General features: G+C 51.8%; 21 protein-coding genes. 15 read left to right on the top strand and 6 right to left on the bottom strand.

What is annotated here, in order from left to right; all coding sequences use genetic code 11:
* Positions 1–121: 121 nt before the first annotated feature.
* On the bottom strand, positions 122–1,024 hold the full coding sequence (locus ACLB09_RS16085; protein ID WP_410770874.1) for a helix-turn-helix transcriptional regulator: 903 nt from the start codon (positions 1,022–1,024) through the stop codon (positions 122–124).
* A gap of 158 nt (positions 1,025–1,182) precedes the next feature.
* On the opposite strand from ACLB09_RS16085, the gene ACLB09_RS16080 reads away from it, so the two are divergent.
* The gene (locus tag ACLB09_RS16080; RefSeq protein WP_410770873.1) at positions 1,183–2,595 is read left to right on the top strand and encodes an MATE family efflux transporter; all 1,413 of its coding nucleotides are present in this window, start codon (positions 1,183–1,185) and stop codon (positions 2,593–2,595) included.
* Between the two features lie 308 nt (positions 2,596–2,903).
* Positions 2,904–6,221: a discoidin domain-containing protein gene (locus tag ACLB09_RS16075; RefSeq protein ID WP_410770872.1), complete on the top strand. Its 3,318-nt coding sequence runs from the start codon at positions 2,904–2,906 to the stop codon at positions 6,219–6,221.
* 61 nt (positions 6,222–6,282) lie between these two features.
* Here the strand turns inward: ACLB09_RS16075 and ACLB09_RS16070 are convergent, their stop codons facing one another.
* Positions 6,283–8,154 (bottom strand): LTA synthase family protein, encoded by a 1,872-nt coding sequence (locus ACLB09_RS16070; protein WP_410770871.1) that lies wholly within the window; start codon positions 8,152–8,154, stop codon positions 6,283–6,285.
* A gap of 586 nt (positions 8,155–8,740) precedes the next feature.
* Here ACLB09_RS16070 and ACLB09_RS16065 point away from each other — a divergent pair.
* Positions 8,741–10,720, top strand: coding sequence for an endonuclease MutS2 (locus ACLB09_RS16065; protein WP_410770870.1), 1,980 nt, complete (start codon positions 8,741–8,743; stop codon positions 10,718–10,720).
* 133 nt (positions 10,721–10,853) lie between these two features.
* Here the strand turns inward: ACLB09_RS16065 and ACLB09_RS16060 are convergent, their stop codons facing one another.
* Positions 10,854–11,354: a GAF domain-containing protein gene (locus tag ACLB09_RS16060; protein WP_410770869.1), complete on the bottom strand. Its 501-nt coding sequence runs from the start codon at positions 11,352–11,354 to the stop codon at positions 10,854–10,856.
* A gap of 118 nt (positions 11,355–11,472) precedes the next feature.
* Here ACLB09_RS16060 and ACLB09_RS16055 point away from each other — a divergent pair, with 118 nt between their 5' ends.
* Together ACLB09_RS16055 and ACLB09_RS16050 are read left to right on the top strand one after the other, a co-directional pair.
* On the top strand, positions 11,473–11,781 hold the full coding sequence (locus ACLB09_RS16055) for a hypothetical protein (protein ID WP_410770868.1): 309 nt from the start codon (positions 11,473–11,475) through the stop codon (positions 11,779–11,781).
* A gap of 153 nt (positions 11,782–11,934) precedes the next feature.
* Positions 11,935–12,141: an aspartyl-phosphate phosphatase Spo0E family protein gene (locus tag ACLB09_RS16050; protein ID WP_410770867.1), complete on the top strand. Its 207-nt coding sequence runs from the start codon at positions 11,935–11,937 to the stop codon at positions 12,139–12,141.
* A gap of 6 nt (positions 12,142–12,147) precedes the next feature.
* Here ACLB09_RS16050 and ACLB09_RS16045 read toward each other — a convergent pair whose 3' ends face one another.
* Complete coding sequence (locus tag ACLB09_RS16045; protein ID WP_410770866.1) at positions 12,148–13,140, bottom strand: alpha/beta hydrolase; 993 nt, start codon at positions 13,138–13,140, stop codon at positions 12,148–12,150.
* 193 nt (positions 13,141–13,333) lie between these two features.
* Here ACLB09_RS16045 and ACLB09_RS16040 point away from each other — a divergent pair, with 193 nt between their 5' ends.
* The 7 genes from ACLB09_RS16040 (at position 13,334) to ACLB09_RS16010 (ending at position 19,221) form a co-directional block, all read left to right on the top strand.
* On the top strand, positions 13,334–13,921 hold the full coding sequence (locus tag ACLB09_RS16040; protein ID WP_410770865.1) for a GNAT family N-acetyltransferase: 588 nt from the start codon (positions 13,334–13,336) through the stop codon (positions 13,919–13,921).
* Positions 13,918–14,661: an energy-coupling factor transporter transmembrane component T family protein gene (locus ACLB09_RS16035; protein WP_410770864.1), complete on the top strand. Its 744-nt coding sequence runs from the start codon at positions 13,918–13,920 to the stop codon at positions 14,659–14,661. The genes ACLB09_RS16040 and ACLB09_RS16035 overlap by 4 nt, the downstream gene beginning before the upstream one ends.
* Before the next feature lie 99 nt (positions 14,662–14,760).
* Positions 14,761–15,363: an ECF transporter S component gene (locus tag ACLB09_RS16030; protein WP_410771395.1), complete on the top strand. Its 603-nt coding sequence runs from the start codon at positions 14,761–14,763 to the stop codon at positions 15,361–15,363.
* The gene (locus ACLB09_RS16025) at positions 15,364–17,019 is read left to right on the top strand and encodes an ABC transporter ATP-binding protein (protein WP_410770863.1); all 1,656 of its coding nucleotides are present in this window, start codon (positions 15,364–15,366) and stop codon (positions 17,017–17,019) included. It abuts the gene before it with no gap.
* A gap of 124 nt (positions 17,020–17,143) precedes the next feature.
* A complete protein-coding gene (locus ACLB09_RS16020) occupies positions 17,144–18,631 on the top strand; it encodes an MDR family MFS transporter (RefSeq protein WP_410770862.1) in 1,488 nt (495 codons plus the stop codon).
* A gap of 46 nt (positions 18,632–18,677) precedes the next feature.
* Positions 18,678–19,022 carry a hypothetical protein gene (locus tag ACLB09_RS16015; RefSeq protein ID WP_410770861.1) on the top strand — a complete coding sequence of 115 codons (345 nt, stop codon included), beginning with the start codon at positions 18,678–18,680 and terminating at the stop codon, positions 19,020–19,022.
* A 22-nt stretch (positions 19,023–19,044) separates the two neighbouring features.
* A complete protein-coding gene (locus tag ACLB09_RS16010) occupies positions 19,045–19,221 on the top strand; it encodes a hypothetical protein (RefSeq protein ID WP_410770860.1) in 177 nt (58 codons plus the stop codon).
* Positions 19,222–19,625: 404 nt separating this feature from the next.
* On the opposite strand, the gene ACLB09_RS16005 is transcribed toward ACLB09_RS16010, so the two are convergent.
* Positions 19,626–20,093 carry a MarR family winged helix-turn-helix transcriptional regulator gene (locus ACLB09_RS16005; RefSeq protein WP_410770859.1) on the bottom strand — a complete coding sequence of 156 codons (468 nt, stop codon included), beginning with the start codon at positions 20,091–20,093 and terminating at the stop codon, positions 19,626–19,628.
* A gap of 262 nt (positions 20,094–20,355) precedes the next feature.
* On the opposite strand from ACLB09_RS16005, the gene ACLB09_RS16000 reads away from it, so the two are divergent.
* The 3 genes from ACLB09_RS16000 (at position 20,356) to ACLB09_RS15990 (ending at position 23,809) form a co-directional block, all read left to right on the top strand.
* Positions 20,356–21,654, top strand: coding sequence for an MFS transporter (locus tag ACLB09_RS16000; protein WP_410770858.1), 1,299 nt, complete (start codon positions 20,356–20,358; stop codon positions 21,652–21,654).
* Between the two features lie 102 nt (positions 21,655–21,756).
* Positions 21,757–22,518: an ABC transporter ATP-binding protein gene (locus tag ACLB09_RS15995; protein WP_410770857.1), complete on the top strand. Its 762-nt coding sequence runs from the start codon at positions 21,757–21,759 to the stop codon at positions 22,516–22,518.
* Positions 22,519–22,537: 19 nt separating this feature from the next.
* Entirely contained in the window at positions 22,538–23,809 is a 1,272-nt protein-coding gene (locus tag ACLB09_RS15990; protein WP_410770856.1) for an ABC transporter permease, read from the top strand.
* Here ACLB09_RS15990 and ACLB09_RS15985 read toward each other — a convergent pair.
* A complete protein-coding gene (locus ACLB09_RS15985; protein ID WP_410770855.1) occupies positions 23,804–25,078 on the bottom strand; it encodes a BaiN/RdsA family NAD(P)/FAD-dependent oxidoreductase in 1,275 nt (424 codons plus the stop codon). The two genes, ACLB09_RS15990 and ACLB09_RS15985, sit on opposite strands and share 6 nt — an antisense overlap.
* Positions 25,079–25,208 lie beyond the last annotated feature (130 nt).

Raw genomic sequence — 25,208 nt, 5'->3', positions numbered from 1 at the left:
ATTTCCTCCAGTAATAAATTATTAGATTAATAGAATGGCTTTACTTGATTATAGAGGAGCGCCGTCCTATACGCAAAATAGTTGGACAGGTAATAATTGTCGAGGTCCCTTGATCTCAGGTTTAAGGCTTGTTCCAGGCGAAACGCTGCCGGTATTTCCGGGGTGACATCCCTTCGAACCGGGTGAAGCTGGCGGTGAAGTAGGCGGCAAGATTAAAGCCGACTTCTTCGGCGACGCGTTCCACTGGCAAATCCGTTTGAATCAGCAGCAGCTTGGATTGGTCGATCCGCAGCCGGAGTAAATAGGTGGACGGCGAGCAGCCGAATACTTTTTGCATGCAGCGGGCGATGTAGACCGGATGAAAGTTAATGGCCTCTCCCAATTTTTTTGCCGAAAAAGGATCGCGGTAATGTTCGCGCAAGTAAGAAGCCGCACGTTCGGCGCAGGCGGACTGGGGGGATGGACCATCGGCCCCTAGCGAAGCTGACAGCAGCATGATGACTTCCTGAAATAATGCTTGCTGTTTCAGCCGGACGCTCGCCAGATGTATATTCCGGTTCATCTCGTTTAATTCGTTAATGGCCTCAGCCATTTTTTGCGGCTGGGCCAGTTTGGTGAATTGGGGAAGAGCCACCGTGTAGGAAGTAACCGAAAAAGGGGGGAGCGATACATACCCCTGTTCTCCTTCGGAATGCCGTCCTTGGCTGAGATGATATTCTTCGTCGTCGATGACTCTCCATTCCCCGAGAATTTGAAAATGAGTCCAGTAATGAAGCGTCTCCTCTTTGCAGCCCTCATAAGAGTAGTGGTAGCTGTCGGGAAGCAGAATTAGTGCATGCCCTTCCGTAATTTCGTACTTGTTTCCGCTCTCTTCGACATAGAGGCAACCCCGGACTACGACAAGCAGGTCGAATGCGCCGATGTCTTTGCGGCTGAGGTGTTTGCCGCCGATCGGAAGCGGGGACAATCCGCTGGTAATATAGTGGGGGAGCGGCGGAGCGGTGAATTCAATTACAGGCGGCATATGACACCTCCAGTTATTTAATGATTAAGGTTTGAATAATGAAAGATTGAGTTGATTAACTGATACATTAATTTTACTATACCATCTATAATTTGTTTCATGCTAAAAGTTTAATGCGGGCAGGTAGAACCGTCCCCGTTCTACAGGAGGTTGTAATAATGATGAAAAAAAAGGACAGCGAGAAAAACAAATTTTCCCTTTGGCTGCTCGCATGGCCCATCTTTATCGAACAGTTTTTGCAATTTTTGCTTGGATCGGTCGACACGCTGATGGTGAGCCGGATTTCGGACAACGCGGTTGCGGTGGTCGGGTTTTCCAATCAGCTGTTTAATGCCCTGATGACCCTGTTTGCCACGGTGGCAAGCGGCGCGGGGATTGTAATCGCTCAAAAAATCGGCTCCCGTAAAGAAGAAGAGGCGCGCACCGTTGCCATAATCGCGTTTAAAGTAACGGTGGCCATCGGTCTTCTCCTTAGCATCCTGCTGATCGCGGCACCCGGGCCGATCGCCAGAATGCTGCAGCTTCCGGAGGAATTGCTGCCGTTAGCGAAGGTGTATATCTCCGTAGTCGGCGGCGGCATGATACTTACCGCCGCGATGGCGGTGCTCGGCACGGCGATCCGGAATACCGGCAATACGAAGGGGCCGATGATGACAGCGATCGGCATGAACGTCATTCATATTATCATGAACTATGGCTTCATCTTCGGAGAGTTCGGGTTCCCGCAATGGGGCTTGACCGGAGTGGCGATTTCCACTGTCATAAGCCGGCTTTTGGCCACGATCGTATTATTCATCATTTTCCTGAGTTCTTTTCAACGAAAAATCGGGCCTCGCGATTTTTCAATTTTTGACCGCAAGCTGTTCAAGGAAATTTTGGTCATCGGCTGGCCGCTCGGCGTCAATTCGGCAAGCTGGGTGTTTTCGCAATTGGCGATCTTCTCCTTCCTAGCGATGCTAGGCTCAACGGAATTGGCCGCAAGGACGTATATGAATACGCTGGAATCGTTTTGTTTCTTGCTCGGCTTCTCGCTGGCTCTGGCCGCGCAGATCCAGATCGCCCATCTGTATGGAGCGGGCAAGACCAAAGAGGCTTACCATGCCGTGTTTAAAGTGCTTAAGGTCGGTTTGCCGCTCGTGATTGTCAATGCATTTATTCTGGTTCTGTTCGGCCGGAACGTACTTGGATTGTTTACGAAAGATACCGATATTCTGAATCTTTGTACGGCACTGCTATGGTTAAACCTGTTGCTTCAACCCGGTAAAATGGTCAATATGGCGATCGGTAACTCGCTTAATGCGGTAGGCGATACCAAGTATACGATGAAAATCTCGCTGATCTTCATGTGGGTCGTCGCCACCGGCTGTTCGTATGTATTCGGCGTTTCCCTGGGCATCGGCATCATCGCTATCTACTCCTGCATGATTACCGATGAATATGTACGGGGCGTGCTTTCCTTCTTCCGCTGGCGGAGGCGCAAATTTTTGCGGATGAAAGAGGACGATCTTCGGAAGGAGAGAGAGCAGGAGCAGAATCGGTGCAATGAAACTTTAGCCAGTCCGGCGCTTTAGAAGAATTGAAAGATTTTATCTAGGGAGAAAATCAAATTAGGCTGCCCTTTAAGCTTCTGGCTGCAAAGGGGCAGCCTTTTGCATAGAATGGAAAATTACGTAATTATAGACCTGTTTTTCTTTGAAATACACCTTAGGCATGCGAAAAATACAATCTATAATTTGGATATCCTGGTTTATTCAGGAGATTACAAACGAGGTGGAGGTGGAATTTATAGACGATGTGTCACACGAAAATTGTAAGCGCTAACAATCGGTGGGGACGGTTCATGTGAATTCTCGAATCCAAATTATTGAGGAGGAGAATAATGCGCAATAAATTGTTGGTCTGGACGGTTGTCGCAACTATGTTGTTCACATCTTTGTTCTTGAATGTCGTGCCTTATTCCGCAGCATTTGCGGAAGGCAATCCCAATTTGACGCTCGGTAAGAATGTCACGGCAAGCAGCTATGCCGATGTGTATGAAGCGAACAATGTAAAGGACGGGAACCAAGGCACTTATTGGGAAAGCGCAAACCATGCATTTCCGCAATGGATCCAAGTCGATCTTGGCGAGAGCACCGGCATCGATGAAATCGTACTGAAGATTCCGGCGGGGTGGGAAATGAGATCGCAAACGCTGGACGTTCAAGGCAGCACAGACGGTTCGACGTTTACGAATATAGTAGGTTCCTCGGATTATACTTTTAATCCTGCAGACAATAATACCGTAACCATCTCTTTTCAGGAGACAAGCACTAGATATGTGCGGCTGAATTTCTCGGCCAATTCAAGCTGGCCGGCAGGTCAGCTTTCCGAATTCGAGATTTACGGAACAGACGAACCGACGCCGGAACCGGGCGGGGACAACCTGGCGTTGGGTAAACCCATTACGGCTTCATCTACCATTCATACGTTCATTGCCGAAAACGGCAACGACGGGGACACGGCTACCTATTGGGAAGGAAACGGAAATCCCAGCCAATTGACGGTCGACCTTGGCGCAAACCACGACATCAGCTCGGTCGTCGTGAAACTGAACCCGTCTTCCGTATGGGGAACAAGAACACAAAGTATTCAAGTATTAGGGCATGATCAAAGCACTACATCGTTCAGTAATTTGGTTGCCGAGCAATCCTATACCTTCAACCCGGCTTCCGGGAACTCGGTTACGATTCCAGTCTCGGCACTGGCAAAGCGCATACAACTAAATATTACGGCAAACTCGGGCGCTCCTGCAGGACAGGTTGCGGAATTCGAAGTGTACGGGACGGCAGCGCCGAATCCGGACTTGACGATTACGGGCATGGCCTGGTCACCCTCATCTCCCGCCGAGTCGGATAACATTACGCTAAGCGCGACCGTCAAGAACCAGGGGAACGTAGGATCCGCGGCGACATCGGTTAATTTCTACTTAAACAACTCGCTCGCGGCATCCTCACCGGTAAGCGCTTTGGCAGCCGGAGAAGAGGTTACGGTAACCGCCGGGATCGGCGTGCTTAACGCCGGTTCCTATACGCTGGGTGCCAAGATCGATGAGAATAATGCCGTGGCCGAACAAAATGAAGGAAATAACAGCTACAACCATAGCCCTTCCTTGGTGGTGGGCCAGGTTCCAAGCTCGGACTTGGTAGCAACGGCCGTGTGGAATCCGAGCAATCCGAGTGCCGGCAATACGGCAACGTTTACGGTAAATCTCAAAAATCAAGGGAACGTCGCTACTTCCAGCGGTCCCCATCCCATCACCTTAATGCTTCAAAATGCGCAAGGAGCTACCCTCCAAACATGGAATGCTTCACACATCGGAGCTTTAGCCGCGGGAGCGTCGGTCAATGTCAGCTTGGGGACGTGGACGGCAGCTAACGGAAGCTTTACCGTATCCGCCTCCGTTGCCCCGGACGAAAATGAAGTAGCAGCCAAACAAAGTAACAACACAAGCACAACAAGTCTTTATGTGGGCCGCGGCGCGAACATGCCGTTTACAGTGGTTGAAGCGGAGTCCACCACGAATAGTACAAACGGCACCGTATTGACTCCGAACTTCAAGCCGGGCGATTATGCAGGCGAGGCTTCGGGACGTTCGGCGGTTTATCTGGATTCTAACGGGGAATACGTGGAGTTTACGCTGACGGCTCCGGCCAATGCCTTTGTGCTTCGTAACGCCGTTGCGGAGAATACGAGCGGAACGGTCAGCATTTATGCGGATGGAGAAAGCGTAGGAAAGTTCAGCGTAACTTCGAAATTCTCTTATTTGTACGCGACGCCGAGCACGCTTGGACGGCTTGGTTACGATAATCAGCCCGGGGCCGGATTAACGGCTTATTGGCTGTATGAGGACTCCCAGTTGCTATTGGACCAGGTTTATCCGGCAGGAACCAAGATCAAGATTCAAAAAGATGCAGGGGACGTACCGTGGATCTATGTAGACATGATCGAAACCGAAAATGTTGCCGCGGCTGCATCCAATCCGGACCCGGGGAAATATGTTGAAGTTTCAGCCAGCAAATCCATAGAGCAGGCGCTGAATGAATTCAGGCAAGATACCTCCAAAAAAGGGATCTTCATACCTGCCGGTGAATGGACGATCAGCAATAAAATTTACCTTTACGGACGCGCGACCGAAATTATCGGTGCCGGCCCTTGGCACACCAAATTGGTCGCTCCGCCGAATCAAAGCAATACGGACGTGGGCTTTAATATCGGTTCATCGGCGAACGGTTCTACGATCAGAGACTTGTCCGCCTGGGGGAACTATGTGTACAGAGTGGACGGCCCCGGCAAATTTATCGACGGCGACGGCATGCGGAACGTAACGATTCAGAATATTTGGGTCGAGCATTTCGTCTGTTTATATTGGGGCGTCAAGTCCTCCAACAACACGTTCATAAACAATCGCATCAAAAATACGTTCGCGGACGGAATCAATATGACGAACGGTTCGTCTTATAATGTAATCGACAACAATTATTCCAGAGGCGCCGGGGACGATGCTTTTGCTTTGTTCAGCGCCATCGATTCCGGGGGTTCCTACAACGTGGGCAACAAGTACACCAATCTAACAGCAACCTGCGTAAGGCGGGCGGCGGCGTTCGCGGTATACGGCGGTTCCGACAACCTTTATCAGAATCTCTATGCGGCGGATACGCTAACCTATCCCGGACTCACGATCAGCAGTTTAAGCTTTGGATATAATACTTTAGGATTCGGCGACAAGGATACGGTCATCGATGGGGTTACCTTGGACAGGACCGGCGGAGACTTTTGGACCAGTGTCGGAGCCGATGACAAGATCAACGAATACCAAAATTTCGGAGCCGTTTGGTTTCATGGCGGAGACAGAGCCTTCAAGAACATCCTGGTGAAAAACGTGGATATCAATAATCCGGTTTACTTTGGCTTATTGTTCCAGACAAAATCGCCGGAGAATCTGGCGATGCAAAATGTCCGCATAGAAAATGTCAACATCAATAATCCGTCCCGCTACGGCATTAAACTTGTAGTTCGTGCCGAACAAGGCCAAGGGCCGGTTGTCGGAGAAGCGCGATTCACGAATGTGAAAGTGAATAATCCAGGAATAACGGCGATTTACGGTGAAGACCAGACTCCGAATTTTAACGTTGTAAGAGTTTCGGGAAATAACTGGTAAGGTTTATGCATCAAAAAAAGAGATGTACGGTCAACCCGTACACCTCTTTTTTAATATTCAATTATTCCGATTCTTTCACCCGGTCGGGAAGCTGCTGCACATAGCTGTCGGACATCCGAAGCAATTCGAGCGCCCGGTTATATTCGTTTTCCGTCGTCAGAGCTTGGCTAACGCCGTCCTCTGCGAACGGATACTGGGTTCCGTCCTCGTACCAGACGCCCGGCATAAACAGGGCCTTGTCGTTGAGGAAGGAGCCGGAAGGCAGGTAATAACGCTGCGGAAGCAGGTTATAGCTTTGGTTCAGAATATCTTCGCCGAAGTGAAGGTGATCCTCTAGCGAGATGCCCATCAAGTTGGCGACCGTAGGCAGAATGTCAACCTGTCCGCCCACATTGTCAAAGACGGTCGGTGAAGTCATGCCCGGTGCAGAAACGATAAGCGGGATGTTGATCATATCAATATAGCTGTAATCGCGTCCATAGATCTCATGCATCAGTTCCAGGCCGTGTTTATCCAGCGAATACATCGGCAGGCCGAGATGGTCGCCGTAGATGACAACGACGCTGTTGTCCCAAATTCCTCTTTGTTTCAAATCGTCGATGAATTGGCCTAACGCATAGTCGGCATAATTCTGGGAGCGGATATAATCGCCCACCATATTGTCCTGGAAGCGTTCCGGCAGCGTAATCCGGTCTTTATCATGCGGCATCGTAAACGGATGATGCGCGGTCATAGAGATGACCTGGGAATAGAACGGTTTGCCGGACTGTTGCATTTTATCCAGTTCCTCGGCGGTTTTCTTGTAAAGTACTTCATCGGACGGTCCGAAGAATACCGTATCTTCCTGTCCGAAAAACTTCTGATCGTAATAACGGTCGAAACCGATGGCTTTATACAGCTCGCCGCGATTCCAGAAATCCACGACGTTCGTATGGAATGTTGCGGTATCATAGCCCGCCGACTTCATCATTTTCGGAAGGCTCGGCAGCTCTTTATCCGGATAGTTCTGCGTTGCCGCTTCGTTGTAAGGAATATAGAACGAAGTGTTGACTACGAATTCGGCATCCGAGGTATTCCCCTGGCCGACCATTTGATAAAAATGTTTGAAGTACAGGTTATCCTTCACCAGCGAGTTCATATTCGGCGTAATTTCCTGTCCGTCGATCTTCAAGTTGATCAGGAAGTTCTGGAAGGATTCCAGCTGAATGATAATTAGGTTCTTGCCCTTGGTCGCTCCGAAAAATTTCGGGTCTGCCGGTTGCGTGACCCCTTTTAACTGGTCGATCTTGGCTTGAGAAATCTGATTTTTGTCCACCAGATCTTCTTGCTTGCTGGAGAAAATGGCATAGGTTTCGTAATTGAGAATCCCCATTTGCTCGGCTTGTTTGATCTCGTTCATGCTGGCCCGGTTCGGCCAAACGTTAAAGATACAGAGCGCGATGGAAATCCCGAAAACCGTAGCTATAGCGCCGGTACGCAGTCTTTTCATATTGAAGTAAGCTTTCAGCTTCTCGGCTCTTTTTTTCCGCAGCAGCCAGAAGCCGATCACGATGATGTCCAGGAAGATCAGCAGATAGTAAGGCGCCAACAGGGAGAAGACGCTGTTACTGACCGCCGTCACCTGATTGACTTGTTGAAGCGCATGATAAGTGACGATAACGCCATAATATTTATGATACATGATAGCCGCGAAGAAGATCGCCGTTACGGCCAGGTTGACCGTCAAATAAATGCCCATTTTGCGTTTGGATGAGAACCATTCAATCAGACAGAACAGGACCCAGATGAACGGAAGCTCCTTTAGCAGCGGACCCCAAGGCGGAATGCCGTCAAAAATGGAGATCCAGGCAAGATACGTTTTAAGAATCATGATCAGGGTGAAAAAAACGAACGGCTTTGTATTGCCAAGCCTGATACGGTTTAAAGCGGACACAGTATGATCCTTCCTTTCGGTTTATCTCTATTTATTATTTAACACCGCAATTACAATTCAAATACCTCTAATATAATACATGAAATGAAGCAAAGATGAAAATAAATCAATTCACTCAATTAACAAGAAATTCCATGTTAATGTCAGGAAAATCGGAGCAGGCCGGTGTTATTGACTTTTAACCGCTGTTTTTGGTAAATTAATGACATCTGCAAGTAATAGGAGAGATTTTGATGTCGGTGAACGTTCTTAACTAATTAATTTCATATGGACTGTAAATCTGGTCAATCGGGAAGCGGGCCTTCATTTTTTTGAAGCACGAAGTGCCCTTTATTTTTTGCACCTGTTTTCAGTCTGTGGATTTAGTTAAGAACACACGCAGAACATCATTCAGCGCTCTCAGACCGCTGTTTGTTCCTTCGGAGTACGAACCGAAGCCGTGCTGTTTTCAGCACGGCTTTTTTTGTTACTTTCGGATCATGAACAGACATATTTACATTGCGGAAATGAAAGGGCAAAGGATGGCATTCGTGCTGTCCTTTGCCCTTTTTTCGTTGGTCAATACACAATTCAAGGAGGCATCCCCATGGAAAAATTCACTTTACACATGCTGGAATATGAAAGCATTAAACAGGATCTGATGACGTTTGCCGTTTCTTACGAAGGCCGCGCAAGGATTGCGAAACTGGAACCGATGGAGGAAAAGAGAATGATACAGCGGGCGATCGGAGAAACGGCTGAGGCCCGCGAACTTATCGGGAAAGGCTCCAGCATCCCCCTTCCGTCCCTGGACGGGATCGAACTGGTCATGTCGCTGATGGGAACGGGGTATTTGTTCACGGGGCAGGATCTGATGGCCGTGCAGACTTTTTTACAGAGCTGCGGCCAGTTGAAAAAGTATATGGAATCCAAGGGAGATGCGGCTTGGCAAATCGGCGTTTACGCCAGTTCGCTCCGGGATCTTCCAGCGGTGAGACAGGAAATTTTGCGCTGCATCCGGCATGGCGTCATCACGAATGAAGCGAGCCGGGAACTGGAGAAGGTGCGCAGGAAGATTGAGATGGTGAAGGAGAAGATCAACAAACGAATCCAGTCCGTCATGTCGCGTTACGCATCCATTTTGCAGGAGAACATCGTCAGCGTGCGGGGAGGGCGGTACGTGATCCCGGTGAAGAAGGAATTTTACCGGCAAGTCAAAGGCCGGATGCTGGACCAGTCGACCAGCGGGCAGACGGTGTTCATGGAGCCGGACGAAATTTCATCTCTGCAGGGAGAACTGGAGGCGCTGCAAGGCGAGGAGGCCAGAGAAGAGTCTAAAATTCTCGGGTATTTGACCGACCTGGTGGAAAAAGAAAGTGATGAGATTGCCCGGAACATCGAGATCACGGGAACCTATGATTTCATTTTCGCCAAAGCGAAGTATGCGGCCTCCATTGGCGGCGTACCCGTTGAACTAAGCGCGCACGGCGATACCGTGCTGCGGGGAGCTAAGCATCCGAAGCTGCTGGGAAGCATGGTACCGCTGGACTTGGAGATCGGCTCCGACTATAAAACCTTGATTATTACGGGGCCTAATACAGGCGGTAAGACGGTGGTGCTAAAAACGTTCGGCCTATTGGCGCTAATGGTGCAATCCGGATTGCTCGTGCCCGTGAGCCCTGACAGCCGGTTTGCGGTTTACCGCGGTATTATGGCCGTGATCGGAGACGGGCAAAATCTGGAGCAGTCGCTCAGCACCTTTTCGGCGCAGATTCAAACCCTGGTGTCGATGTTAAGGGACGCAGGCCCGTCCACCCTGCTGTTAATCGACGAACTGGCCGCAGGCACCGATCCGGGCGAAGGCATAGCTTTATCGATCGCCATTCTGGAGGAGTTCAGCCGCAAAGGGGCCACGGTTCTTGTGACGACGCACTTTAACGAGCTGAAGACGTTTGCCTCCAGGGCGGAAGGGTTCCAGAACGCCCGGATGGAATTTGACGCCGAGACGCTGCGGCCGCTGTACCGGTTGACGATCGGACTGGCCGGCCAAAGCTATGCGATTGAAATCGCCAGAAAGCTGGGGATCACGGCGGATATTATCGCCAGGTCGCAGCATATCGTTAGCCGTCAGATCGGAGAAGGCGGCAAGATGTCGCTCTGGGATGAAATCGTTCCGGAGCGGGAATTTAACGACCCGGTCACGCGTTCCGGTGTTTCTAACCGGCCAGAAACCCGAGATAAGGCTGATGATCATACCAAAGAGAAATCTGAAGAGATAGGCGATGCTAAACCGGCAAAGACGGTGTTTGAAATCGGAGACGCCGTCTATGTCACCGCCTTTGGAAAAATCGGCATCGTTAGCGAACCCGAAGATTCCCGGGGGATGGTCGGCGTCATGATTCAGAAACAGCGGGTGAAGATAAACCGGAAAAGGCTGAAGCCTTATCTCAAGAAAGAGGAGCTGTATCCGGAAGAATATGATCTGGATATTGTCCTGGACACGAAGGAGAACCGTAAGAAACGGAAGCTGATGGGAAAGCGGCATGTGGAAGGGCTGGAAATTATCCGCAGACCGGGTGAACACTAAACTACCGGACCGGCGGGAGCGACGGAACGAAAAAAAGCATAGTTAGAATCAAAAAAGGGCCCTATTGGAGTCGAGTTGCATCCAAGAGGGCCCAATTTGACCTGACATAGACAATGCGCGATTCGACTTAGAATTAGAATAGCGAGAGCGGAAGCTCTAACTTATCCGTCAGCAACCCGACAAAGCGTTCCAGGAAGGCCTGATCCAGTTCGTCAAAGCGGCCTTTAAGCGGGCTGTCGATATCCAGTACGCCCAGAAGCTGGCCTTCTTTAACGATCGGAACGACGATTTCGCTGTTCGAAGCCGCGTCGCAGGCAATATGCCCCGGAAAGTCATGGACGTCTTCGATGCGCAGCGTTTTCCGTTGCTCCGCGCTCGTTCCGCAGACTCCCTTTCCAAGCGGAATTCGGATACAGGCGGGAAGCCCCTGGAACGGGCCAAGCACCAATTCGGCCCCGTCAAATAAATAAAAACCGACCCAGTTGATGTCTTTTAAAAAGAAATGAAGGAGTGCGGAAGCGTTGGCCAGATTGGCGGCTGTGCTTCGTTCCCCCTCAATGAGCGCTTGCAGCTGGGACAAAACGTTATTTTGCTGCTCCTCACGGGAACCTGTAAGATCACCGGCATGAAACATAGCTGGCATTCCTCCTTTGTATGTACAACTTATTATACTGAATATGCGCTGTTTCCGCCTACTTTCCGACGGGTAATTTAAAACTGGAATGATTTAACGCCGGAAAGGGGATAACACCATGCGCGCCGACGTGCAAAATCTGTTCATACGAATTCATATGCTCCATCAGGCTACACGCGAGGATCTTACCGTCAGCGATACGCTGCCGCTTTTGGAGGCACAAGGGTATAAGGTGGGAGAACGCGAAGTAAAGCAGGAGCTGGAACGCTTAACGGAAGACAATTTTCTCACTTCTCATGACGATGTATATTCGATGACCGGCGCCGGGATGGAAGAAATAAAAGAAATTCGTGCGGTGCTTGGGAAGCTTTGCGAAACGGTAACTCAGCCTGCTAACGACAGCAAGAACAAAGCAGGGTCGGCCTAATGCGCCATATTCGTCAAAAAACCGCCCGGACAAAATCCGGGCGGTTTTTTACACTCACCGACAAAGAGTGATAAATTTTTTAAAATTTGCAAAATATGTTTTTTGGCATCATGCGCTACAATGGGCAGTAAGAAGAAAAAGAAGGTGAATTGAATGGCTTATCCCTCCTTCAAAAACTTCAATCGGAACCAGGGACGCCCGAAAGTTAGCGGCGAATTGAAGGAAATGATTGAGCTTTTGCGGTCCGAACTAGTGATAGCGGCGGAACACGACAATTTCAACAGCGATACGGTGGTAGAATTGAGCCAGCGATTGGATCAATATATTGTAATGGCACAGAATCAAATGCTTGGCAGATAAGCGAATCTACGTAGCTGTAGCTGTAGCCGCGGCTGTGTTGGAACTGCCGTACATCGGCTCGGCGTCTGCTTGATAGGCTTGCGTTTCCAACGCGCTCTGAATCAAGGCATGAACTTCCTCGGCATAACGTTTGCGATCCACGCTATAGGCATTGGCATGAACAGCCCCTTCCACCAGCAGAAGCTGCTTGGGCTCCGGCTTCCGCTCATATAACTCCTTGCTCATATAGGTCGGAACATAATTATCGTCGGTTCCATGGACGAACAGGACTGGCATCTTGCTGTGTTCCACGGCTTTGAGCGGACTGACCTGCTCCATTTTGAATCCCGCTACGCGCTCCATCCGCCGGTTGACTAACCTTAATAACGGGAAGGTTGGAATCTTATTGAGCACGCGCATCTGGTGATGCATTAAAGTCATTAGATCGGAGTACGGGCAGTCCGCGATGACGAATTTGACATGATGATCCGCAATTGCAAGGTACTCCAGCACAGTTCCCCCGCCTAACGATTGTCCGTGCAGACCGATAACGCATTCCTCCCCGTAATGGTTCAAAATCCAATTGACCCATGTCTCCACATCGAATTTTTCATGGAAGCCGTAGGTGGTATATAAGCCTTGGCTGTTTCCGTGTCTCCGTTGGTCGATTAACAGCATATTAAATCCTTCACGGTCAAACATATCGATATACTGGGCGGAGACATGCAGGGATACGGTATAACCATGGACGATAATCATCCACTTATTCTCCCCGGGATGGGTTTCCAGAGCATAACCGCTTAGCGTTAATCCATCTTTTGATTTAGTTTGCACTTCTTTTTTCTCCAGGCTGTTGAAACGCTGCCGGGAATAAACGCCCGTAGATTCCAAGTACTCGAAGATCTTCTCGTACGTCTGCAGCTTCATCTGGGTAATCTGGCGAAAGGCAAACCTTGTCATCCCGCTTACCGCAAGAGGTAGCGTCACCGTGATCGCGATAATAATCATGGAGTACATCATAAGTAGGATCCTCCTTTTCCAGTCCACTCATTTCTGTTTTTTATCTCTCTAAATAGTATCACCGAAAGGCGGGCGCTAAAATCGCGGTAGCCGATTTTTCCTGCACATCGATCTTTGACGGCTTACAGGCTTTGTGATTATATAAGTGAATAGGGCACGGAATGAAGAAAGAACGGACGTCAGGGGGAGACCGATGTATAAGTGCGGCGGTGAAATTCCGACTTTGGAAAGCGAAAGGCTGCTGCTGCGGCGAATGGAGACGGAGGATGCGCGTGAGTTGTACCGGTTCTGGAGCGATCCCGAGGTGGTTCGGTACATGAATATGCCGCCGTTTGCTTCCGTCCGGGATACTCTCGAGATGATCAATTTGCTCAATGGGCTTGCGGAGAGCGAGGATACTTTACGTTGGGGCATTGAGTTGAAGGAATCAGGCAAACTGATCGGGAGTTGCGGCTTTAACGTTTGGGAGCTTGCGGGCGCTTACCGCGGCGAGATCGGTTACGATCTTGGACGTGAATTTTGGGGTCATGGGTATATGTCGGAAACCTTGCGCATGGTGCTTCCCTATGGATATGAAACGATGGGGCTTAACCGGATTGAGGCGCTGGTCGATCCGAGGAATGCGGCATCCAAGGCGCTGCTTCAGGCATTCGGTTTTCGGGAAGAAGGACTGCTGCGCGATTATCAGAAGACGGAAGAAGGTTTCGTTGACCTGTTGATGTATTCTTTGCTTAAAAAGGAATACGGCATGCCGCGAAAGAGGGGATGGGATATCACATGAGAAGAAGCCGATATCCCTTGCAAGCGCTGGACCCGCTCAGTAAGCTGATTGCTGTATTCAGCATAGCGGTGTTGGCGATGCACTGGGATACGCCCGTTCCGCTCTGCATTATGCTGCTTCTGCTTACGGCTACCGCCATATTCGGGGCGGGAATGTCCTGGGGCAGGTTTTCCTCGCGGATGATGTTCATCGCGGCTTTCGGGCTGCCTTTATTCTTGCTTACGGCGCTAACCTCGCCTGCAGGCGAGGTGTACATGGAATGGGGCGGTCTGCGGATGTCGCGGGATGCGCTGCTTTATGCGGCTGCGATTACGCTCCGGATGTTCTGTATGTTTTTGTCATCGCTGATTTATATCGAAACGACGGATCCGCAGGATTTTGTGGTGATGATGACGACCCGGCTGAAACTGCCGTACCGGATCGTATTTGGCGTATCGATGGCGCTGACGTTTCTTCCGCTTTTGGAAGACGAAGGTAGGAATGCCGCAGAGGCCCGGAAAATCAGGTTCGGCCGCAAACCCCGGGGGTTAAGGGAATGGCTGGCGATCTGGCGCGGAAATCTGGTTGCGGTATTCGCGGGGGCGATCCGCCGCGTGGAGCAAACCGCTGGTTCTATGGAGAGCAAAGGCTTCGGGGCTTATGGCAGACGCACCTTTTTACGCGAGGTCAGGGTTACTGCCGGTGGATACATCCTCATGATTCTGAGCATTGCAGCCGTGGCCGGAATATGGTTGTTGTGAGGGCCCTCCCCAAAAAGGGTCTTGACGAATTCTAATTGTCAACCTATATTTTAAAACATGGTTAACAATTAGACCGAGAGGATGACGAAACCTGTGAACATGAATGATCGAGTGAAAAAGAGGATTTTTCCTTTTAAGGCTTTTACCACCCTGGATATCGTGCTGATGGCGATGCTGGCTGCCGCCAACGCCGTAATGACGGTCTATCTATCGCCGTTAAATCAGGCGCTGAACGGCTTGGGAGGACCGATTGCAACCTCTACGGTGACGGGATTGTACATGATCTACGGATTGCTTGCCTGTTATATTATCCGTAAACCGGGTACGGCGGTGATCACCTATGGGATAGGAGCGGTGGTTCAGGCTTTTATGGGTTCGGCATACGGGATTGCTTCCTGCTTTGTGGCTGCGGCCTGTTATATGGTCGTTGCCGAAGCGGTATTCGCCTTTTTCCGGTACAGAAAATGGAACATGACCGTAATGCTGTTTACCGGTGGAGCCCTGGTGCCGATTTGGTTTTTCTTCGCTGCCCGGATGTTCGGTTATACGAAATGGGGAACCGACATCCTGTTGATTGCGCTGGTTGTCCGCATTTTGAGCGGGATTCTGTTGTGCGGGATGCTGTCCAAGCTGCTTGGCGACACGCTGGCACGCAGCGGTCTGTTGCGTCGCTTCGCCGTGAAGCAGGGGGCGGAAGGCTAGATGGCGGATCCTTGGATTTCTTCTTCCGAACCGGAGCAGCCGGACGGTGGAATCCCGGCAATTGAAATGCAGAACGTGACTTATGCCTATGAATCCGGAGCCCGTCCGATCATTGATGGAGTTTCGCTTACCATTAATGCGGGAGAGTGGGTGACCGTCACCGGGCCAAGCGGCTGCGGAAAGTCGACTTTGGCCGGGCTGCTTAGCGGATATTTGCCGCGTGCGGGAGGGGGGATCCGGACAGGCGAGTCGACGGTGAGCGGACTCGATCCGGCTACGGCGGAAATCGCGGACATGGCGGGCTTGATCGGCATTGTTTTTCAGGACCCGGACGCGCAGCTTGTACAAGGGCGAGTAGAGGACGAAGTAGCTTTCGGCCCGGAAAATCTTTGCTATCCGCCCGAGGTTATCGAGGGGCGGGTAACTGCGGCCCTGCAGGATGTGGATCTGCAGGGGCGCCGCCGGGACAGCGTGAACAAGCTGTCCGGCGGAGGGCGCCAGCGGACGGCGATTGCGTCCGTGCTGGCGCTGGAGCCGCCGATCCTCGTGCTCGACGAGGCGGCGGCAAGTCTGGACGCCGCGGCCCGGCGGCGTCTGCTGGCGCTGCTGCGCCAGCTTCACCAGCGTGGCCAGACGCTGGTGACAGTAAAGGGGCGGCTCGACGAGCTCGCCCTGGCCGCGCAGCGGCTGGTCGTGCTGGACGCCGGCCGCGTCGCAGCGGACGGGCCGGCGGCGCAGCTGCTGCGCGAGCGGCGCCCGCTGCTGGGCAGCCTGGGGCTGCTGCCGGCGTCGCCGGGCGACGCCACAGGCCGGCCGCCCGCGGCCCCGGCATCCGGCGAAGCGCCCCAGGGGGCCGCGGAGGCGATCCAGCCGGGCCGCTCCGATACCGCCGTCCAGGGCGCGGCCGTTAGTATGGCCGGGCTTAAACCGGCATCCGCTCCGCTGCTGGAGATCGCCGGGCTTTCCTTTGCCTACGGGTCAAAATCCCGGCGGCAAAGGAGCGGGAGGCCGGTTCAAGCGGTGGAACCGACCGCCGTGCTGCAGAACATCCATATGCTGATTCACGAAGGCGAATGGCATATTTTGCGGGGTGAAAACGGCTCAGGCAAAACGACGCTCTCCCGGCTTATCCTGGGATTACTGCAGTCACCCCCGGAATGCATCTACTGGAGGGGACGCGATGTTTCGCGGCTCTCGCTGTACGAACTGGCAGCCGACATCGGCTACGTATTTCAGCACCCGGAACGGCAATTCGTGTCTTCGACCGTGATGGACGAGCTGCTTTACGGGCCGCGCAGCGCTTTGAGGCTGCGATCTGGCCAGAACACGCCGGAACCCGTTCTTCGGCAAGCCCGGGATATGCTGCGGCTGGTCGGACTGGAAGGCCGGGAGCAAATGTCTCCTTATCTGCTAAGCGGGGGAGAGAAACGCCTCTTGAGCGTTGCGGCGTGTTTTATGTCGGGGAAGAAGTTGATCCTGCTGGATGAACCGACGGCAGGTACGGATTATGCAGGAGCAAAGGTGCTTTCGGAGCTTTGCCGCAAGGCGGTTGCGGACGGGGCAGCGCTGATGATGATTACACATGAGCCTGAATTTTTTTCCGGGGAGAGCGCCAGAATCTGGACGCTCGATAGCGGTCGGTTACGGGAAGAATAGGTATGAGGAGGACAGCAGGCGCTGAGCTAAGCTCAGTGACTTGGTGTCTTTCTTTTTCAATGGGCTTCCTATATAATAGTAAACTTGTGAATGTCCGTTTGGGGAGAGAAAGGAAGTCATCATTTTGGGTACGGCTTTAAAAAGAAATTATATTTTGATCGGGTTACTGCTTTCCACGTTCCTCGCCGCGATTGAAGGAACGGTAATCGGCCCTGCCGGGCCGAGAATCGTAGGGGACTTGGGCGGGGTTGAGCTGCTGAGCTGGGTATTTACGGCCTATTTGTTAGCGATGGCCGTCACGACGCCGATTTTTGGCAAAATCAGCGACTTGTACGGGAGAAAACCGGTGTTCGTTATCGGATCGGTTCTGTTTTTGGCGGGATCGCTTCTGTCCGGGCTTGCGCAGAGTATGGAGCAGTTGATCCTGTTCCGGGCGATCCAGGGGATCGGCGCGGGTGCATTGACCCCGGTCACGTTTACGATCATCGGTGATATATATTCGATCGAAGAACGGGCGAAGGTTCAGGGATGGATCAGCTCGGTCTGGGGGATATCCTCGTTGGTCGGCCCGTTGCTGGGCGGATATTTCGTGGATTCGCTCAATTGGCGGTGGGTATTCGGGTTTAATGTGCCGTTTGGCTTGTTGTCGCTTATCTTTGTCATTAAATACTTAAAGGAAGACATCCAGAAGCGTAAAGTGAAAATCGACGTCGCCGGAGCGGTGACCTTTACGGTCGGTGTAACCGCCCTGTTATTCAGTTTGGCTACAGGAGGCCAACAGCTGGCCTGGAGCTCGCCGCTGCTGATCGGGATGCTCGTCCTTGCCGTCGTATCGATTGTATTGTTCTTTATCGTGGAGAACCGGGCGGAAGAACCGCTCGTTCCATTGAAATTATTCCGCATTCGGGATATCGCATATTCCAATGTAGCCAGTTTACTGGCGAGCGCCTTGCTGATCGGGCTTACTTCCTATTTACCTTTGTGGGTTCAAGGGGTTCTCGGCAAAAATGCGACGATTTCCGGCCTGGTGCTCGCCCCGATGTCGATCAGCTGGATGCTGGGTTCGGTCATCGGCTCCCGCTGGATTATCAGCCGCGGGTCGCGGCTTACGTCGCTGGTCGGGATGCTGATTATCGCGCTGGGTGCCGGCGGGATGGCGTTTATTCATGAAGGCACGCCGATTGTTGTGATGTTGATTTTTAATGCGCTATACGGGCTCGGCTTCGGCTTTTCGTTTTCCGTGTTCACGATTATTGCCCAGTCGTCCGTCAACTATAATCTGCGCGGGGCTTCCAATGCGCTAAATTCATTCACGAAATCGATCGGCCAAACAATCGCCGTGACGGTGTTCGGTGCGTTAATCAATCTGGGAATCGTATCCCGGACGTCCAAAGGCACGGCATCAGGGGCGCAGGTATCGCAGGATGACATCAACAACCTGCTTTCACCGGAAAAAGTTCATCTGCTTCCCAAAGAATTGTGGGGAGAACTGAAGCACGTGCTCGGCGGCAGCCTGCATACTTTATTTCTTGTCATGGCCATCCTGGCGGTTCTTGGCGTTCTGTCCACGCTTGGACTGCGCAGCAAAGCCCCTGAACCGGAAGAGGTATAAAACAAACGTCTCCTCCACACCATAACGGGAAAGGGGAGGTGTTAGGATGAATGAGGACATGAATCTGGATCAACACTCGCTCGTCCATGCTTGGCAGCAACAGTTGCCGGACTATCTGGAGCCGGGAGACTCGGTTCAGGTTGAAGCCGATCTTGGTAATCCGCAAGGACTCCGTATCCATATCAATGCGTCGGGGCGCCAGTTTTATTCTTTCGATTTTGAGTGTTCTTATAAGGATGCGCGTGAAGTTTCCGTGCAGTTGGTCGATGTGGAAAGAGACGGAGTAACCGTCAATGAACGCAGCGATAAAATTCAGGAGCTGACCGAGGACTACGTCCGCCATCTCCATGAATGCGCGCAAGCCCTGCATCGGATTACAAAGCCTAATTGATTGAGAAAGCGAGGACTGCCGTATGACGAGAGCCAATGAGTTTCCCGGGGATAAAAATCTGGGGAATGTCGTTCACGATTTGGAGCAATCGCCCGTAAACAGCCATCAGGCACAGCAATTGCAGCAGGACGTTAATGACCGTCGCCGCCATGATGTCCGCAATCATAACAAGGAAAGAGATATGGATCCTTCGCATTAGCATTAGTATCAAACAAAAAAACGGCCTGACCGGAGTAAACCGGATCAGCCGTTTTTTGTTTATTAGTTCGTACACAGTACGGCCCAACCACACACACTGGCTGCCGCTGCCGCACGCAAAATTAACTGCATTTCCTCCAGCTAAATATAGCTAAATTCCTCGTTCCACCGATTTAACTGGAAAAACTCCATCTAATTTCGCCGAAAACTCCCCAATCAAACACGAACGTCTAATTTAACTGTATATTTTCCAGCTAATGCCGGACAACTGCGCAAAATTTCAGAATTAACTGCATATTTTCCAGCTAACCGGGAGGCCTGAGCTACACGCTATGCATCTATTCCCACGAGGAGAAGCCAGACCTAAATGTCCGCTCATATTGCAGCCGGAGATGGCTGAATAATTTATTTGCGGGCCAGGGGCGCCAATTTTTCGGCTTCGCGTCCCATTTTTTTGAGCAGTTCGATCATGACTTGCTTTTCGTCCTCATTCAGGCCGCTGAGCGCATGATCGATCCGGTCGGAAAATTCCGGGTACAGCTGGTCCATCAATTCTTTGCCCTTTGGAGTAAGTTCGGCAAAAATGACCCGGCGGTCGCGCGGGCAAGGCGTGCGATGCAGGAATCCTGCGGTCTCCAGTTTGTCGATTACGTAAGTGACATTGCCGCTTTGCAGCAGCAGCTTGGCTCCGATTTGCTGAATCGGCTGCGCGCCTTTGTAATAAAGTACTTCCATTACGGCAAAAGCCGTAGGATTAAATCCTTGTATTTTGCTTCCCGTCACGGCATGCTCGTTGACGCTTTTGAACGACTTGGCAAATACCCGGTATAGATGTAGCGACAAATCGGTTCCGCGTTCTTCGGTTTTCAACATGTTCATCCCGCCTTTTTCTATATTTTTACAATGTTTAAAGTAGTTAGGATCATTGTTATCTTAGAACACGTCAAGTTTTAAAAAAATATAATTTATCACAATTTTCAGATTTAATTTTTAAAACTAACGGGTTCCGTCTGCAGACCTAGCGGGAATTCATTCCGGAGGTCTCCGCATAAATCATACAATCGGCGGATGGAGGCGGGAGGTCGTTTATTTAAGATAAATCCATAAGATATTAATGGATAGGTGGATGATAAACATGGTGCAACAAACGGCAACGGCGGAACAAGGGCTGCTGAAAAACCGTCCTTATCTGGCCTTAATGGCATCACAGCTCGTATCAAATTTGGGAGATTGGCTGCATGTCCTTGCTCTGCTTACGATGGTCGGTTTAAAGTGGAACGCAACGCCATGGCAAATCACGACGGCGATGCTGTGCATGCTGCTGCCGATGCTGTTTGGCGGACCGGTCGCCGGTATGCTTGCCGACCGCATGGAACGCAAAAAGTTGATGATCCTGTCGGACATAGCCAGAATATTTATCGTACTCGGCTTGGTTTTCGTGACGCAGATCTGGCATGTCTATGTGCTGTTGATCGCAAAAAGTATTTTCGATGTGCTCTTCTCCCCGGCAAAAAACGGAAAAATCAAGGAAGTAGTCCCTCATGAACATTTGGAGAAGGCTGTTTCCTACAGCGCAATGATTGAGCAGGGTACCAAAATCGTAGGACCGGCGATCGGCGGGATGCTGGCCGTAGCCTTCGGGGTCACGTCCTGCTTTATTATCGATGCGGCTTCCTTTCTTGTGTCAGCCGTCATTTTGTTCGGAGTTCCGGGCAAAAGGGCAATTGGAGCGGAATCTGCGGAAGGCGAAAAGGAGAGTGGCGCTGCCAAGTCCGGATTTTGGGCGGAAATAGCGGCAGGCATGAAGATCATTGCAGGAATCCCCATGATCGCTTTCGGTTTGTTGACCCTGGCGATGGCGCTGCTCGTACTTCAACTGGCCGATTCGCAAACGGTTGTTCTGTTCCGTGAAATTCCCGGCATACCGGAAAATTTGCTTGGCTGGTGTATCACGCTCAGCGGTGTGGGATCGCTTGCGGCAGCAGGGATCTCGCAACTGCTGCGCGGCCTTTCTCCATTGGTGAAAATGGGGGCCGGCGGAACGATGCTCGGCGTCGTGTTTGTCGCAGCCGGGTTCTTTGCCCAGCATGGGCCTTTTAACGGTTTGGGTTATTCGTTAATGCTGATCATATTTTTCGTCGCCGGCTTGGGTGCCGGACTGACGTTCATACCGTTTCAGGTCGCGCTTCAGCAGCGAACGCCTGAAGCGTTGACCGGACGGGTATTCGGAACCGTTACGAGCGTAACTTCCGCGGCAGCCTTCATCGGTCCTGTATTGGGTGGATATCTCGTCACCGTTTTCGGGCCGCAATTCGCCTTTGTTTTGTCCGGTGGATTGATGGCGTTGATCGGAGTGCTGCTCCTGATGTTCAAACCGATGATCCTCAAACGGGATAAGGCAGCCACTGCCGTACAGCCGGTTGCCAGCGCCTGAGGATGAAACTTTGGGAACCCGCTGAGCGTATTAAAAGTACGCATGTTCAAAATCGGGTTATTATTATAGAAAAGTTATCGGCATAAGCGGGGAGAGCCAATGATGGAATCACTTGAAGGACCATTCAAAGAAATATCGAAAGAACCGTTCAACGAATCGTTTCAAGAACCATTGCTGCAGGTGGAGATCCAAGAAGCCGGCTACGAAGCCGGAAAGCCGAAAATCGAGCATGTTTCCCTCGAAGTCAGGTCCGGTAAATTAACGGGCCTGATCGGCCCGAACGGGGCGGGGAAGAGCACGACCCTGAAGGCTATTCTCGGATTGCTGCCGGAAACCAAGGGGGATATCAGGTTTGCCGGAAGCTCGGACAAGTACGCCTATGTCCCGGAGCATCCGGTTTTTTACGATACATTGACCTTGTGGGAGCATTTGAGCCTGGCGGCCGCAGTATACGGGATGGATGAGCGGGACTTTGAGCGCGAAAGCGGTCTGCTGTTGGAGAAATTCAGAATGACCGAGGTACGCAATCATTTGCCGGGGGGATTTTCTAAAGGTATGCGTCAAAAAATGATGCTGATGATCGGTTTTCTTCTTAGACCGGACGTTTACATCGTGGACGAGCCTTTTATCGGCCTTGATCCGCGGGCGACCAAAGATTTTCTCGGGCTTTTGGAAGAGGAGCGGCGCCGTGGAGCCGGTGTGCTGATGTGTACGCATGTTCTCGACACGGCGGAGCGGATTTGCGATGACTTCATTCTGATGTCGGGCGGAAAAGTGGCGGCAAGCGGAACGCTGGAGGAAATCCGGTATGCCGCGGGGCTGCCGGAAGCCTCCTTGTTCGACTGTTTCGATGTGCTGACATGACGACGGGGAGGGGAGTTTTTTGATTCGGATTACACCAGACATAAGCGTTCGAGGATTATTTTTTCGCAGGTGGCTCGATCACTTCCGGAAACAGCTTGACATACTTCGCTCAACGTTCGACGGGATCGTCCTGCTGTATATTGGCATACCCGCTCTGCTTCTGTTGGGGCGGGTTTATTTCGGTCTGTGGAGGGAAGAACTGCCAGAATGGATGCTGCAATTGCCGTTAGCCGTGGTTCCTGCTCTACTGTTGCTTTTGATTTACGCGCTTGGCGGGTTGGTTTTGTATATTGAAGCGGCCGACGTGCTTTTTCTGAAACAGCGCCCGCACTGGAGAAGGGGGCTCCTGCTAAGAGGCGCGCTGGCCGGAATGGCCAGCAGCTTCTTGACTATCGGGGCCATCTTCGTGTTGATCGCCCCGATACTGAACAGAGTATACGGTATGGGGATGACTGATATCCTGCTGCTGTTTGCCGTAACTTGCGGCTTTAAATCCGTCCACTTGCTCGGAGCGAATTTGATCGCGATCCTCTGGCCATCAGGCTGGAAGTCGGCCGTGCTTCAATCGGCTGCATTCAGCATAATGGGGAGCGGCTTTACAGTGTGGGTTCTTCTGGGCAACGAACGCCCGGCATCCGCAATCTTTCCGCTCACCATCTGCCTCGGTTTGACCTGGCTGCTGGGCCGGATCCGTCTTCGGCTTAACGGAAGATTTCATGCCGAAGTGCGTGAGGACGAACGGCAAAAAACGCTGCTGACCGGCCTGCTGCTGGCGGGATCCGTGGATCGCCCTCCCGTCGTTCGGGCGCGGCCCTGGATATTCCGCCGAGGCGGCCGCCTGCTCCGTTCAAGCAAACCCGAGGACCGCATCGCCGAGGCAACCTTTAAATCGTTTTTCCGCGGCGGGGAGTTTAAACTGTACGCCCAGTTTGTATTATACGGTTGTCTGGCGGTTTATTTTCCGCCGTATCCGGTAAATCTCATCGTGTATGCAGCCGTACTGGCGCTATTAGCCTACTGGTTAAACGGGCACCGCCGCGCCTTTTTTACCCGGGATCTGATGTCCATTCTGCCGATGGAGGAGTTCACCGAATACCGGGCGGCGTCCCGGACAATGAGAATGCTGCTCTATCCGGGTGTAATTCTGATCACCGCCGTGATCGGGGCAGCCGTGCTCCGCACCTGGTGGGGAACGCTGTTTGCGGCCCTGGCCGGTTTGCTCATCACCATAGTGCTCGCTCCGATGTGGAAGCTGCTCGCGGGAGGATATCGGCGGGGGAGGGGGTTATAAATCCCCCAGCGCCGATTTGCCGGCGTGATGGCCGGCGGTATAGCCTGTGGCGAATGCAGCGGTAATATTATAGCCGCCGGTATAGCCGTGGATATCGAGCACTTCGCCGCAGAAAAATAAGCCGGGCATCAGCTTTGAGCCCATCGTCTTCGGGTTGATTTCCTTCAGGTTGACGCCGCCGCCCGTAACGAATGCTTCTTCGAACGGACGGGTGCCGCTCGCCTGAATTCTGAAATTCTGCGCTGCAGCAACGAAGGCAAGCCAAGCTTCCTTGGGTAGATGCTCGTATGTCGTTTCGCCCGGCAGTCCGGCTCGTTCGAACAGGAGCGGGAGGAGGCGTTCCGGAATCGTTCCTTTAAGGACGTTTTTCAGTGCCTTTTTGGGCTCGTCCGCAGCAAGTTTGCGAAGAAATATCTCCAGATCCCCGGAAGACCGGTCGGGAAACAAGTTGATAGTCATGGTCACTTGGGAAACGCCGTGCTTTTTTTTGACTCCGCGAATGAATCCGCTGCAGCGCAGGGCAATCGGTCCGGACAGGCCGAAATGAGTGAAGATCATGTCCCCCCGGTGGGAAACGACGGTCTTGCCTTTCGGGTCAAGGACAGACAGCTTTACATCGCGTAGCGAAAGTCCTTGAAGTTCCCGGTCCACAATAAATTTTTCCTTCGAGATGATCGGGACCTCGGTGGGAAACAGCTCCGTAATCGTATGGCCTGCGGCTTCCGCCCACGGATATCCGTCTCCGGTTGACCCCGTATGGGGTACGGACTTCCCGCCGGTAGCCACGACGATCGATTTTGCCGCAAGCTCTTCTCCGTTAGCCAGCGTAACTCCCTTTACGCCTTCGGCTCCGTAACGAAGCTCCCGGACGGGATGATGGGTCAGAAGCTTAATCCCCAGCGATCTTGCTTTGCCGACCAAGGCATCAACGACGGTTTTGGCTTTATCCGATACCGGAAACATCCGTCCGTTGTCCTCTTCTTTTAAAGCGATCCCCAGGTTTTCGAAAAAGTGTATGATATCCCGGTTGCTGAACAAAGCGAAGGCACTGTGAAGAAATCGGCCGCCTCCCGGGATAAAGGTAATCAATTCATCGATTTCTTTAGCATTCGTAACATTGCAGCGTCCGCCTCCGGAGATGCCGAGTTTGCGCCCCAGCTTGTCCCCTTTATCCAGCAAGGCCACCCTGGCCCCCTGCTCCGCGGCTGCGATGGCCGCCATCAGGCCCGACGGTCCGCCCCCGATCACAATAACCTCAAAATTTTCCATAAAAACTTCCTTTCCAATTTGTACTTTTTTCACAAACAGGCATTGTTCCTTTTATCTAAAACAAGAAATATTGTAAAACTTTGTCGCCTATGATTTAATCGGAAATAGAATAATTCTTCCGCCAGAGGAG

Origin of the sequence: Fontibacillus forbon, from assembly GCF_046559655.1 — a bacterium.
GTDB lineage: Bacteria > Bacillota > Bacilli > Paenibacillales > Paenibacillaceae > Fontibacillus.
This window is presented reverse-complemented; position numbering and strand designations above follow the sequence as displayed.